Origin of the sequence: uncultured Sphingomonas sp. (assembly GCF_936927845.1) — a bacterium.
In the GTDB taxonomy this organism is placed as follows: Bacteria; Pseudomonadota; Alphaproteobacteria; order Sphingomonadales; family Sphingomonadaceae; genus Sphingomonas.
Map to the genome: position 1 here is coordinate 40,290 of NZ_CAKZHV010000004.1, position 12,100 is coordinate 52,389.

The 12,100-nt window shown below is 67.5% G+C and carries 14 protein-coding genes and 1 tRNA gene; 12 read left to right on the top strand and 3 right to left on the bottom strand.

The window, feature by feature from the left end:
• Position 1 precedes the first annotated feature (1 nt).
• The 9 genes from Q0579_RS01450 to Q0579_RS01490 all read left to right on the top strand — a co-directional run bounded on the left by Q0579_RS01450 (position 2) and on the right by Q0579_RS01490 (position 5,008).
• Positions 2–403 carry a hypothetical protein gene (locus Q0579_RS01450; RefSeq protein WP_298808399.1) on the top strand — a complete coding sequence of 134 codons (402 nt, stop codon included), beginning with the start codon at positions 2–4 and terminating at the stop codon, positions 401–403.
• Complete coding sequence (locus Q0579_RS01455) at positions 403–537, top strand: hypothetical protein (protein WP_298808402.1); 135 nt, start codon at positions 403–405, stop codon at positions 535–537. Before Q0579_RS01450 ends, Q0579_RS01455 begins: the two co-directional genes overlap by 1 nt.
• 11 nt (positions 538–548) lie before the next feature.
• On the top strand, positions 549–899 hold the full coding sequence (locus Q0579_RS18225; protein ID WP_366522244.1) for a GapR family DNA-binding domain-containing protein: 351 nt from the start codon (positions 549–551) through the stop codon (positions 897–899).
• The gene (locus tag Q0579_RS01465; protein ID WP_298808403.1) at positions 899–1,438 is read left to right on the top strand and encodes a hypothetical protein; all 540 of its coding nucleotides are present in this window, start codon (positions 899–901) and stop codon (positions 1,436–1,438) included. The genes Q0579_RS18225 and Q0579_RS01465 overlap by 1 nt, the downstream gene beginning before the upstream one ends.
• On the top strand, positions 1,435–1,566 hold the full coding sequence (locus Q0579_RS01470; RefSeq protein WP_298808404.1) for a hypothetical protein: 132 nt from the start codon (positions 1,435–1,437) through the stop codon (positions 1,564–1,566). Before Q0579_RS01465 ends, Q0579_RS01470 begins: the two co-directional genes overlap by 4 nt.
• Positions 1,566–1,739 (top strand): hypothetical protein, encoded by a 174-nt coding sequence (locus tag Q0579_RS01475; protein WP_298808407.1) that lies wholly within the window; start codon positions 1,566–1,568, stop codon positions 1,737–1,739. Before Q0579_RS01470 ends, Q0579_RS01475 begins: the two co-directional genes overlap by 1 nt.
• The gene (locus tag Q0579_RS01480; protein WP_298808408.1) at positions 1,736–2,899 is read left to right on the top strand and encodes a phosphoadenosine phosphosulfate reductase family protein; all 1,164 of its coding nucleotides are present in this window, start codon (positions 1,736–1,738) and stop codon (positions 2,897–2,899) included. Before Q0579_RS01475 ends, Q0579_RS01480 begins: the two co-directional genes overlap by 4 nt.
• Complete coding sequence (locus tag Q0579_RS01485) at positions 2,899–3,885, top strand: MT-A70 family methyltransferase (RefSeq protein WP_298808410.1); 987 nt, start codon at positions 2,899–2,901, stop codon at positions 3,883–3,885. The genes Q0579_RS01480 and Q0579_RS01485 overlap by 1 nt, the downstream gene beginning before the upstream one ends.
• A 325-nt stretch (positions 3,886–4,210) precedes the next feature.
• Complete coding sequence (locus Q0579_RS01490) at positions 4,211–5,008, top strand: site-specific integrase (RefSeq protein WP_298808412.1); 798 nt, start codon at positions 4,211–4,213, stop codon at positions 5,006–5,008.
• Positions 5,009–5,024: 16 nt separating this feature from the next.
• Here the strand turns inward: Q0579_RS01490 and Q0579_RS01495 are convergent, their stop codons facing one another.
• Both Q0579_RS01495 and Q0579_RS01500 read right to left on the bottom strand, forming a co-directional pair.
• Entirely contained in the window at positions 5,025–5,528 is a 504-nt protein-coding gene (locus tag Q0579_RS01495; RefSeq protein WP_298808413.1) for a hypothetical protein, read from the bottom strand.
• A 96-nt stretch (positions 5,529–5,624) separates the two neighbouring features.
• Positions 5,625–5,700 (bottom strand) — tRNA-Val (locus Q0579_RS01500).
• Positions 5,701–5,811: 111 nt separating this feature from the next.
• Here Q0579_RS01500 and Q0579_RS01505 point away from each other — a divergent pair.
• Entirely contained in the window at positions 5,812–5,973 is a 162-nt protein-coding gene (locus tag Q0579_RS01505; RefSeq protein WP_298808414.1) for a hypothetical protein, read from the top strand.
• Positions 5,974–6,074: 101 nt separating this feature from the next.
• A complete protein-coding gene (locus Q0579_RS01510; RefSeq protein WP_298808417.1) occupies positions 6,075–8,153 on the top strand; it encodes a GGDEF domain-containing phosphodiesterase in 2,079 nt (692 codons plus the stop codon).
• Between the two features lie 27 nt (positions 8,154–8,180).
• On the opposite strand, the gene Q0579_RS01515 is transcribed toward Q0579_RS01510, so the two are convergent.
• A complete protein-coding gene (locus Q0579_RS01515; protein WP_298808420.1) occupies positions 8,181–9,611 on the bottom strand; it encodes a L,D-transpeptidase family protein in 1,431 nt (476 codons plus the stop codon).
• A gap of 173 nt (positions 9,612–9,784) precedes the next feature.
• On the opposite strand from Q0579_RS01515, the gene Q0579_RS01520 reads away from it, so the two are divergent.
• Entirely contained in the window at positions 9,785–12,070 is a 2,286-nt protein-coding gene (locus Q0579_RS01520) for a beta-glucosidase (protein ID WP_298808423.1), read from the top strand.
• Positions 12,071–12,100: the final 30 nt, after the last annotated feature.

Sequence of the window (12,100 nt, forward strand, 5' to 3'; positions counted from 1 at the left end):
CATGACGCACGCCCATTCGCCTGCCCTGCCCACACCGATGACGCCGTGGCACTATCTCGAGCTGCGCCGGCGCGCGGCCGGTCTGTCACGCGCGCAGCTCGCCGCCAGCCTCTCGCGCCTGATCAAGACCCGTCGCCGCATCACGCCAGCCGGCGCCGTGCGCGCCTGGGTCGACCTGATCGAGCGCCCAGGCGTCCGCATCATCAATCCCGACAACCTCGCGCTACTCGCCGTCGCGCTGCCGATCGACGTCGACGTCTACAACCAGCTCGCGACCGAGCCCGCCGAACGCCACCCGACGCTGTGCGGCTCGTGCGGCGTCGCTGACGATGCCGTGCCCGTAACCGCCGGTCGCTGCCGTGTGTGCCGCACCGCACGCCGCTCGCAGCGGATCGCCGCGTAATGCGCCGCCCCGCCACCCCCGCGCGCTGGCTCGCCGAGCGCGTCTACGCCGCGGCCTGCGTCGTCATCGTCGCCGCCTGCGCCGTCCACGCGCTGCACCTGTCGGTGCCGGCGATCCCCTCGGTGCTGCCATGAACACGATGACCATGCGCGTCGCGCGCGGCCCCGACGGCGAGCTGCGCCACGTGCCGACCCCCTTCGTGCCCAAGCCCGTCAAGGGCGCGAAGAAGGCGCGGCGGGTGCCCGATCCGATCAAGACCAACGGCGAGAGCGCGGCCGAGCAGATGAAGCTGCTGCTCGAGCGGCTGGAACGTCTGCACGAAGAGCGCAAGGGCATCAGCGATGACATCAAGGATGTCGAAGCCGAGGCACGCTCGCGCGGGTTCGATGCCGCGGCGCTGAACGCCATTCGCAAGATCCGGCTCAAGGCAAAGGAGCAGTACCAGGAAGAGACCGCGGTGCTCGAGGTCTACATGCAATCGCTGGGCATGATCTGATGCCCGGCGCCGCCCGCTTCTTCGCCGACCTCGCCACGCTGCATGTCGTCTCGCGCCACCTCCACGCCGCGCGCGCTGTCCAGTGCATCGCCGCGTTCGAGGCCGGCACGATCACGAAAGAGCAGTCGATCGACGCCATGCGCATCACCCGCGCCATCGCGCGCGGCTGGGCGACCACGCTGCGCACCGGCCGGGCGCCCTTCGACTTGTGGGCGGGCGATCTGGGCGGCGCGTGGGATTACGAGCGCATCAAAACGCTGCAGGCGTTCGCCCGCGCCGCGCGCGCCAACGTCGACGCGGCACCAGGTGACGCCGAGCTCCTCGGCCTCGCCGACGCGATCGACGCGCTGATCCACCACGAAGCCGATTACCCGACCGCGCGCGTGCTGCTCACCGCCGACGTGCACGTCCCCTCGCTCGCCGCCCTGCCCGTCGACCTGCCGGCGCTGCCGGCCGGCGCGCTCGAGGCGGACGCGCAGCGGACCGCCCCACCTGCCCCCGATCGTCAACTGTCCCTCCAAGGAGCCGAAGCCGCATGACCGATGCCACCACCGCCGCGCCCCGCTGGCGCACCTGGGCGAAGATCCTCCTCACGATCGTCATCACCATCATCGCCGTGCCGTTCGTCCTCATGCAGCTGTTCGGCAGCGTCCAGGACCGCCGGTGATGGCCTACGTCGCACCCGCTCGCGCGCGTGAGATCGAGATGGATCGCCTCGACGCGCTCTCCCGCCGACGCCAGCTCACCGACCGCGAAGCCGATCGCCTCGCCGAGCTGGCCTACCTGACCCAGCGCCGCGGCTGCCGCGTCCGCTACGCCCTTCGGAGCAACGCAGCATGAACGGGACAGCTATTCTACCCAAAAGCACGAAGTCGCAGCACGCTGGGCGCGCTCGGGCGCAGCACTTCGTCAGCATCAGCGGCGGCAAGGATAGCACCGCGACCGCGTGCCTCGCGGTGGAACGCGCCGAGCGGACCGGCTTCACACCGCGGTTCCTGTTCGCCGACACCGGCAACGAGCACGATGTCACGCTCGAGCACGTCGAATATCTGGCGCGAACACTCGGGATCACGATCGAGACGGTTCGCGCCGACTTTTCCGGCCAGTTCGCCGCCCGTCGCACCGCCATTGCGCGCGACTGGCCGAAGGAGCTGCGCCGCAAACAACACACGGCCGAGTGCCGTGCGGCCTGCGAGGATCTCGCCTACGCCGAGAAGGCGCTTGTGCGCGAGGAGTGCGACTGCCCGATCAAGGTATCGCCGCCTGTGCCTGATCACCTAATCGCGCGCGCGGTCGAATTGATGCAGCCGACCGGAAACCCGTTCCTCGACATGGCGATGCTGCATGGTCGTTTTCCCGGCACTAAATCGCGCTTCTGCACGACAGAGCTGAAGCTCGATCCGATGGACATGGTGAAGACGCCGATCCGTATGGCGGGTACGCCGGTGGTCGAGTGGGTTGGCGAGCGCGCGGACGAAAGCGCCGCCCGCGCCGCCAAGCCGACTATCGAGATCAATCGCTGCAGCTGGCGCGCGCCGGCGGTCATCTACCGCCCGATCCACGGCTGGCACGTCCGCGAGGTGTTCGCGATTGCCAAGCGGCACGGTCTAAAGCCGAACCCGCTCTACCTCATGGGGATGGGCCGAGTCGGGTGCTTCTGCATCATGGCGCAAAAGGAAGAGGTGCGGCAGACTGCGCTGCGCTTCCCAGCCACGATCGAGCGGATCGCCGAGTGGGAGGTGATCTGCGGCAACGTAGCGCGTCACGCCAACACATCGGTGGCGCTTGGCGAACGTGACGAGTTCGTGTCGTCGTTCCTCCCGACCGATAAGGTGCCACCCGACGAGCACGGCAAGATCCGCGCGACGATCCACCGTGCGGTCGAATGGTCGAAGACCAGCCGCGGCGGGCGCAACTTCGATCTGCTCAACCACCTGGACGAGATTGCGCCGGCCGAGCAGCGCCACGCATGCTCGAGCCAATACGGGCTGTGCGAATAGTGCCGATCAAGCCCGAGAACCGTGCCCGCTACCCGCACGACTGGTCGGCGATCTCGCTGCGCATTCGCAAGGAGCGCGCGGGCGACCAGTGCGAGTGCCAGGGCGAGTGCGGTCACGATCATGCCGGCCGCTGCAGCGAGCGTAATGGCGAGCCGCACAGCGTGACCGGCAGCAAGGTGGTGCTGACCGTCGCGCACCTGGATGACACGCCCGAGCACTGCGCCGACGACAACTTGCGCGCCATGTGCCAGCGCTGCCACCTCGCCTACGATCGCGACACGCACATCGCCAACCTGCGCGAGACGCTGTCGCGCCGGCGAATTGAGGCAGCGCGCAATCACGAGCTGTTCGACGGTTCGCCGCTTGGCGCGCGGACTCGCCCGACGCGTGTCGTTCCCGCGCCACCGCTCACGCCCGCGGCCGACTGGCCCTTCGGCGCGCTGCAGCCGGGCAGGTATGGTGTCATCCTCGCCGATCCGCCGTGGCGCTTCCTCAACCGGTCGGTGAAAGGCGAGGTCAAGAACCCCGTCGCGCATTACGCCTGCATGTCGATTGAACAGCTCGCCACGCTGCCGGTTGCTCGCCTCGCAGCGGCCGACTGCGCGCTGATCATGTGGGCGACCGCGCCGCTGCTCGACCGCGCGATTGAGCTGATGCGCGCATGGGGCTTCACCTTCAAATCGGCCGGCGCCTGGGCGAAACAGTCGAAGACCGGCGGTCGCTGGGCGTTCGGCACCGGCTACGTCTTCCGCTCCGCGGCCGAGTTCTACCTCGTCGGCACGATCGGCAAGCCTCGCGTGCTGTCGCGCTCGATCCGCAACCTGGTCGCGGCACCGGTGCGCGAACACAGCCGCAAGCCCGACCAGCTCCACGCCGATCTCGAGCAGCTCTACGCCGGTCCCCGCGCCGAGCTTTTCGCGCGCCAGCAGCGCGACGGCTGGGACGTATGGGGCAACGAGACCGGAAAGTTTCAGGAGCACGCGTGACCACCGCTCGCCCTTTCACACCGGAGAGCCTCGGCGAGCGCTGGGGTTGCAGCCCCGACAAGGTCCGCAGGATGTATAAGGCGGGCGAGATCGAAGGCTTCCGCCTTGGCAAACTGATTCGCATCCCGGCCGATGCGGTCGAGAGGTTCGAATGTCAGAATACCGGATCGCCTTATACCGACAGTCCCTCGCCCTCATCTACACCGACGCCGAACGAGGACGCGTTCGCATCTCGCTTGGCACGAATGACCGAGGCCTTGCCGAGGCTCGCGCTCGTGACATCTGGCAGCAGCGACACAAGCCCGCTTCCGAACGGGTAGAGGATTTGTGGACCGCGTATGTCGCCGATCGGAAGAAGGTGGTGGCGCGAGGCGAGCGGTTCGCGGGTCTATGGAAGGTGCTCGGTCCCCACTTTGGTCACCGCCTCGGCCGCGCAATCACGCGCGACGATTGCCGGGAGTACCACAAGGCGCGGATCGCGGCGAAGCGGACGAACAGCACAGTTAAGACCGAGCTGGAATTCCTGCGCGCTTGCCTGCGCCATCGCTACGGCGATGCTGCGCCCGGCCTGTGGCTCCCACCTGAAAGCGCACCGCGCGACCGCTACCTGACACGCGCCGAGCTGGCGAAGCTGCTCGACGCCGTCGAGACACCTCACGTCCGCCTCTACGTCATCCTCGCTGCCACGACCGGCGCGCGCATGACGGCCATCCTCGATCTCACCTGGGATCGCGTCGACCTCGACCGCGGCACTGTCGATTTCCGCCCCGCCGGGCGCCACCAGACCAACAAGCGCCGCACCGTCGTGCCGCTCAACACCCGCGCACGCGCCGCGCTCGAGGAGGCGAAGAAGGGTGCGTTGACGGACTATGTGATCGAGTACGCCGGCGAGCAGATCAAGAGCGTGCGCAAGGCGATCACCCGCGCCGGCGAGCGCGTCGGCATACCTTGCTCGCCGCACGTCTTCCGCCACTCGGCCGGCGTGTGGATGGCCGAAGCCGACGTGCCCATGCAGAAGATCGCGCAATACCTCGGTCACACGTCGACCCGCGTCACCGAGCGCACCTACGCCCGCTACAGCCCCAGCTTCATGCGCGACGCAAGCGCCGCGCTCGACTTCTAATCCAGCGGTGCTCCGATCAGAGCACCGCCGCGATCTCCTTTATGATGGCAGAGCACTGGCACACGAAGTCGCGATTAGCGTCAACCAGGCGGAGGCCTTCAGACACGTCGCCTTCATCGAAGAATGGCTGACCGCGATCCTTGACGGTGAACGGCAACGCGGCACGCTTTGCGAGCAGGCGCTCGTAGCTTCTGCCGTGGCCGTGCTTCAGTACGTTAATTGCATCGCGGTAATCCACAAACCGATCGGCAAGCTCGTCGTAGCCGGTCGCGCGCAAGTGGCGATCCAGTTTCCCGAACGTGTCACCCCAACCCTTGTGCTGTTGAAGCACCCCCTCAAACGCCTGGATCGCGCCTATTGCAACGATCGATCGCTGCATGCTGACCATGCGAAGCGCATTGATGTCGCGATTCGCTGCTCCAGTTTGCAGGTTCTCAACCGCTCTCGCCTCCGCTTCGTCAGCATGCTGCATCGTAAAGTCGACGGCCCGCTCGATCAGCGCATATTCGGATGTGATCAACACAGCTCCTGCCCGCCTATTGGACCTGTTGCGGCTCGTGCTGGTTCAACTGAACCACCGAACCACTCGGGAAATGCTGCTAAACGATTGTTTTTATGGTGGGCGCTGACGGGTTCGAACCGCCGACCTACTCGGTGTAAACGAGCCGCTCTACCAGCTGAGCTAAGCGCCCGTCGCATCGGCGACTTGGGAAAGGCGCGTCTACGGCGACATGCGCCGCTTCGCAATCCCCGGAACGTCCGCGGACACGCCGTCGTTGATCGGCGAGCAGAGGAGTTTCGCGATGAACGACGATCCGGTGAAGCCGACGACTGAGACCGAGGGCCCAAATCTGTCCACCGAGCACCAGCGTGAGGGCGACGCGCGCCGTCCCAATGACACGCTCGACAAGGGGCAACCGAACGAAGAGCATATTCCGCGCAAATCCTCGCTGCTCGGCGACTGACCGCCAATGTCCAGCGGCAGGCGCACGTGCTAACGGTCGCGTCAGGCCTATAACGTTCGCGTAAGGCTTTGTGGTTACACGGGCTCTTCGAGGAGGAGCTGGTGCGATTATCGATTGCCGCCCGCGTGTCAATCGCCTGCACAACCGTCGTTGTGCTGGGGATTGCACTGTTGCTGGCGGGCCTAGCGGTCAGCGAAAAGGTCCATGACGCCGATCAGCGTATCGTTTCGTTGAGCGAGGCACTGCATAGTCAGGACCGGCACGACCGCGCACAGCGCCACCTGCGGCTGAACATCGGCGATACGACCCGCGCCGCCGAGCGCGGCGCCGCGATCCCTGACGCGCGCTGGGCCGCGCTGCTCGCACAGGCGCGCGCGTTCGCCGCATTGCCCGTCACCTTTCCCGATCACGATAGCGAGCGCGAAACCGAGCTGATCGCGCATACGCGCGACCTATCGGATCGCTTCGCCGCGCTGTCGATCCACGTGCTGACGGTCGCGCGAACGCGGCCAAGGATGATCGGGCGCACGATGCCCAGCTTCGTTGCATCGTTGCGCGAGCTTGAGGCAAGCCGTGCGCGTACCCGCGAAGCGCTGACGCTCGCAATCATGCAGGCCGCCGAGCGCAACGGGCGGGAAAGCCGGCACAGCATCCTGCAGGTCCTGATTGGCGGCTTCGTTATCCTGCTGATCATCAGCGCCATGTCGACGTGGTTGCGCCAGCGTCTGCTGAAACCGATCACGCTCATCGCCCAACGACTGCGTGATTTCGGCGCGGGCGGTGACGATGCCGACGTTCCGGGGACCGTGCGCGGTGACGAACTGGGCGACCTGGCGCGCGGGCTTACCGAGTATCGCGGCGCCGTCGAGAGCCGCCGTGTCGCCGAACGTCGCGCCGATTTCCTGGCACACCACGACATGCTGACCGGGCTTGCCAACCGACTGTTGTTCGAGAACCGGCTCGCGCACGAACTGACGCGCAGCGCGCGCACGGGCGACACGATCGCGGTCATCGTGGTTGACCTGGACGGGTTCAAGGCGATCAACGATCGTTACGGTCACGCCGGCGGCGACCGGGCATTGAAGCGAGCGGGTGAGCTGCTGTCTCGCTGCGCGCGCAACGACGATCTGGTCGCGCGCATGGGCGGCGACGAGTTCGCGATCGTGCAGGTGGCACAAGCGCAGCCCGCCGCTGCCGAGGCACTGCTGTCGCGCATCTACAAAGAGGCTGATCGCGCCGACAGCGGCGATGATGCGCCCGCGATCCGCCTGAGCGCGGGCGTCGCCTTGTCGGAGCCGGGACAGCGCGGCGACGAATTGTACGAGCTCGCCGACCTGGCGCTTTACCGCGCGAAGGCCGATGGGCGCCACACCGCGCGCTTCTTCAACAAGCATCTGCGCGAAGAGGAAAGCCTGCGCCTACGGCTCGCACGCGACTTGGAGCAGGCGATCGCGACCGATCAATTGTATCTGGTCTTTCAACCCATCGCCGACGCCGGCAGCTTGCGCGTCACGGGGCACGAAGCATTGCTGCGCTGGCGACACCCGGTGTTGGGTGAGATCGGACCCGACACGTTCATCCCCATCGCCGAATCGTCCGGGCTGATCGCGCCGATCGGCGCCTGGGTCATCGACCATGCGCTGGCCGCGGCGGCGAGTTGGCCCGACACGCTGTCGCTCGCGATCAACCTGTCGCCGCTGCAGTTCCGCACCGGTGGTCTGGCCGACGACCTGCGCCGTGCCGCGCAGGCACACGGCGTTGCATTGACGCGGCTGGAATTGGAAGTGACCGAGAGCGCGACGTTGCTCGGTTACCAGCGGGACGAGGTGCTCGCGACGCTGAAAGCATTACAGGCCGATGGCGCACGCGTGGTGATGGACGATTTCGGCACCGGTCACTCGTCCTTGAGCAACCTCAAGGATTTCGCGTTCAACAAGATCAAGATCGACCGCAGCTTCATCGCCGCAATGGGCGATCACCCGCCCTCCGCCTCGATCGTGCGCGCGATCATCGGACTGGGCAAAAGCCTGAAGCTGACGATCGTCGCAGAGGGCGTGGAGACAGACGCGCAGTTAGCTCGGCTGCGGCGCTGGGGCTGCGACCAGGTACAAGGGTATCTGATAGGCCGCCCTGCACGCGAAATTCTGTCGGGCGCCGAACACACGCGAATCACCGCATAGATCGAGCCAGATCGGCGGCCGGTTCAATCACGGGCCCTCGTCGCTCGCATGCGTCTCCACACGCAATGCCTTGCCCGCCTTGAACCCCAGCGCCTCGCCAACGCGGTCGTCCCAGCCGTACGGATCGTTGCGCACAATCGGCTCGCCGGTGTCGTCGAACAGCACCGTCTGGTAGAGCATCCGCACCGGGATCTGCTTGGGCAGCTTGACGAAGGTTTCCTTGCCGGTGCCGCGTGCCTGGTGCCACTGGTCGGTCACACCTTCGTCGCGCGCCAGGATTTCGGCGAACCCGAGCGCGTCATCTACGCGAACGCAGCCGTGGCTGCGCTGACGTTGGATCATCGCGAACAATTGCTTGGCGGGCGTGTCGTGCAGGTAGATCGCGTGGTCGTTCAGCATGTCGAACTTGACGAGGCCGAGCGAGTTCTTCGGCCCTGGCTGCTGCACCAGCCAGCCGTCCTTGCGCGCGATGTTGTTGGCCTTGAGGTAGGCTGCCCCCTTTGCTGCCGTCTCGCCCTCGATCGAGCGCGGGATGGTCCAGGTCGGGTTGGCGACGAGGCGGTAGATCGGTGAACCGAGCTGCGGGGTCTCGCGGTCGGGTTCGCCCACCACGACCTTGCGGCTGTCGGCGATCTTGCCGTCGCGCCAATAGGTCAGCCGCGCCGCGGCAAGATTGACGTCGATCCGCGTCGCGGGCGGCGTCCGTTCGAGCCAGCGCAGCCGTTCCATCGCGATCGCGACCGCGCGCGCGCGGTCGACGTCGGACATGTTGAGGATCGCGAGCGCCTCGCCGCCGATCACGCCGTCTGGCTTCATGCCGTAATCGGCCTGCATCCCCTGCACCGCCTTGACCATCGCCGGCGTATATCGCTGGCCCTGCGCGGCGCCCTGATCGAGATAGTCGAGGATGACGAGCTGGCGCGCGATCGTGGGGATGCGCGCGTCGGTCGCACCCGGCTTGATCGCATCGCCCGTCACCGGGATGCCGGCGACAGGCGCAGCCGGCGCCTTGCGCAACGCGATATAGGCTTTCGACAGCCGCTGGTAATTGTCGTCCGCGGGTGCGAGGCTGGCGAGCCAGCCCTTCACGTCGTTCGCGCGCAGGGCGTTGGCGAGACCCGCGCGCAAATCCGGGTTAGGGCGCGGCACGGTATAAACGTCGTACAATTTGGTCGGATCGGTCGCGCCGCGTGCCAGTGCGGACGCATAGGCGAGCGCCTGCTTGGTGAAGCCGGCCTCGTCGCTCGCGTCGCTTGCGAACGACATCTGATCGAGGCCGTGAACGGCGCGGGCGTTGATCGCGTCGCGTAATTGCGCGCGCGTGTCATTGCTCCACTGCGCGGGGCCCGCCGGCTCGCTCGCGTTCGTGCTCGTTGCTTGATTGTCGGGCGCCACATCGACGCTGCATCCCGCCAGCAGCAACGCCATCGCCGGCACATGTCCCCAGATCACCCGCACGCCACACTCCCCTCGTTACGTAAGCAGAACGCACGCATCCGAAGTCTGCTCCCGCGGTGCGCGTGCAAAACGACGACTACGACTGGCAATGCCTTGAGCGGCAGCGGTTCTTATGGTGTGTGCGGGCGAACACGGCCGGGCAGCGATCGCGCGGTTCACGAAGGGGCAAGAGGATGAAAACGTCGCACGCCGCGCTGATCGGCGCATCATTGCTGGCACTGACGGGGGCTGGCACTGCCGTTGCGCAGCGCACCGCCACCCGCTCAGGCGCGCGCCCGGCGACGATGCCCGCACCGCGCATCGACGGTGCCGCGGCGCGCGCGCGCGCGCAAGCGATCGTCGCGCGCATGACCGTGGACGAGAAGATCGCGCTCGTGCACGGGCTGTTCCCGCCAATGGCAGCCGGCAAGTCTGCCAACGAGCTGATCCCCTCCGCCGGCCATATCGACGGCATACCCCGCCTGGGCGTGCCGCTGGTGCGCGAGAGCGACGCGTCGCTCGGCGTCGCCAATCAGGTCGAGCAGCGCAAAGGTGACGTCGCGACCGCGCTTCCCTCCGGCCTCGCCACCGCGTCGAGCTTCGACCCCGAGATCGCGCGCGCGGGCGGCGCGATGATCGGCAGCGAGGCGCGCGCCAAGCGCTTCAACGTGCTGCTGGCAGGCGGCGTCAACCTGACGCGCGATCCGTGGAACGGGCGCAACTTCGAGTATCTGGGCGAGGATCCGCTGCTCGCGGGCGAACTGGCGGGCGCGCATATTGCGGGCGTGCAGTCGAACCGCATTGCCTCCACCATCAAGCATTTCGCACTCAATTCGCAGGAAACCGGCCGCACCGTCGCCGACGCGCGGATCGGTGAGCAGGCGCTCCGCGAAAGCGACCTGCTCGCGTTCGAACTCGCAATCGAGCGCGGCAACCCCGCCTCGGTCATGTGCGCCTACAACAAGGTCAACGGCGATTGGGCGTGCGAGAACGACTTCCTGCTCAACCGCGTGCTGAAGCGCGACTGGGGCTATCGCGGCTGGGTGATGAGCGATTGGGGCGCGGTTCACTCGACCGTCAAGGCGGCGAACGCCGGGCTCGACCAGGAATCGGGACAGGAACTCGATAAGCAAATCTTCTTCGACGCGCCGCTGCGCCAGGCGGTGCAGGCGGGCCAGGTGTCGACGCAGCGGCTCGACGATATGGTGGTGCGCTACCTGACCGGCCTGATCGAGAGCGGCGCATATGATGCGCCCGTCGCCTCCGCCGCGCAGACGCCGCCCTATGCCGCCAATGCCGAGATCGCGCAGCGCGCGGCGGAGGCGGGCATCGTGCTGTTGAAGAACGAGGGCAACCTGCTGCCGCTGGCGCGCACCGCGCGCCGCATTGTGCTGATCGGCGGCTCGGCCGACGTGGGCGTCCTGTCGGGCGGCGGGTCGAGCCAGGTCCGCTCGGTCGGCGGCGCACCGGTCGAGATTCCGTTGTCGAGCGGCGGCGCCTCGTCGTTCGCGCGCATCACTTATCACGCCTCCTCCCCGCTCAACGCGCTGCGCAAGGCACTGCCCGGCGCGCAGATCAGCTACGTCGACGGGCGCAACCTGAACGCGACGCTGGAGGCGGCGAAGAACGCCGACATGGCGATCTTCTTCGCGACGCAGTGGACGACCGAGGCGCAGGACGTCGCCGACCTGCGGCTGCCCGACAATCAGGACGCGCTGATCGCAATGGTCGCCAAGGTGCAGCCGAAGACCGTCGCCGTGATGGAGACGGGCGGTCCGGTGCTGATGCCGTGGCTCGATCAGGTGCCCGCGGTCGTGCAGGCCTGGTATCCGGGACAGCGGGGGGGCGAGGCGATCGCGAGCGTGCTGACCGGGCGCGTCAACCCGTCGGGCCGCCTGCCGATCACCTTCCCCGCCTCCGCCGCACAGCCCGTGCGCCCCGCCCCGGTCGGGCTCGACCGGCTGAGCTCGCTCGAGGCGCAGGCCGCGGCCGATCCGGCGCGCGCCGCCAACCTCGTCCTGCCGAGCTTCCCGGTCGAATATGTCGAGGGCTCGGACGTCGGCTATCGCTGGTACGAGAAGAAGGCGATGAAGCCGCTGTTCCCGTTCGGCCACGGGCTCAGCTACACCAGCTTCGCGTATCGCAATCCGGTGGTGAGCGGCGGCAAGCGGCTGTCGATCACGTTCGACGTCGTCAACACCGGCCGCACCGCGGGCGCCGACGTGCCGCAGATGTACGTGGCGCGTGATGGCGCGAACCAACCGATGCGGCTGGCGGGCTTCACCCGCGTGATGCTCAAACCCGGCGAGACGCGGCGCGTGACGCTGACCGCGGAGCCGCGCGTCATCGCCGACTATGACACCAAACTGCCGGGCTGGCGCGTGCGCGCGGGTACCTACCGCGTCGCCCTCGCGCGCGACGCGACCGACCGCACGATGGTGTCGAGCGCGACGCTCGATGCCGCGACCATGAAGCCGTGACGCGCGCGCCGGCGGCGCTCGCGTCGCCCG

What these genes read in the sequence shown, in the direction of transcription:
- Q0579_RS01455 (WP_298808402.1), top strand. Translation starts at nt 403, where the DNA reads ATGCGCCGCCCCGCCACCCCCGCGCGCTGGCTCGCCGAGCGCGTCTAC.
- Q0579_RS01520 (WP_298808423.1), top strand. Translation starts at nt 9,785, where the DNA reads ATGAAAACGTCGCACGCCGCGCTGATCGGCGCATCATTGCTGGCACTG.
- Q0579_RS18225 (WP_366522244.1), top strand. Translation starts at nt 549, where the DNA reads ATGCGCGTCGCGCGCGGCCCCGACGGCGAGCTGCGCCACGTGCCGACC.
- Q0579_RS01465 (WP_298808403.1), top strand. Translation starts at nt 899, where the DNA reads ATGCCCGGCGCCGCCCGCTTCTTCGCCGACCTCGCCACGCTGCATGTC.
- Q0579_RS01470 (WP_298808404.1), top strand. Translation starts at nt 1,435, where the DNA reads ATGACCGATGCCACCACCGCCGCGCCCCGCTGGCGCACCTGGGCGAAG.
- Q0579_RS01475 (WP_298808407.1), top strand. Translation starts at nt 1,566, where the DNA reads ATGGCCTACGTCGCACCCGCTCGCGCGCGTGAGATCGAGATGGATCGC.
- Q0579_RS01505 (WP_298808414.1), top strand. Translation starts at nt 5,812, where the DNA reads ATGAACGACGATCCGGTGAAGCCGACGACTGAGACCGAGGGCCCAAAT.
- Q0579_RS01450 (WP_298808399.1), top strand. Translation starts at nt 2, where the DNA reads ATGACGCACGCCCATTCGCCTGCCCTGCCCACACCGATGACGCCGTGG.
- Q0579_RS01480 (WP_298808408.1), top strand. Translation starts at nt 1,736, where the DNA reads ATGAACGGGACAGCTATTCTACCCAAAAGCACGAAGTCGCAGCACGCT.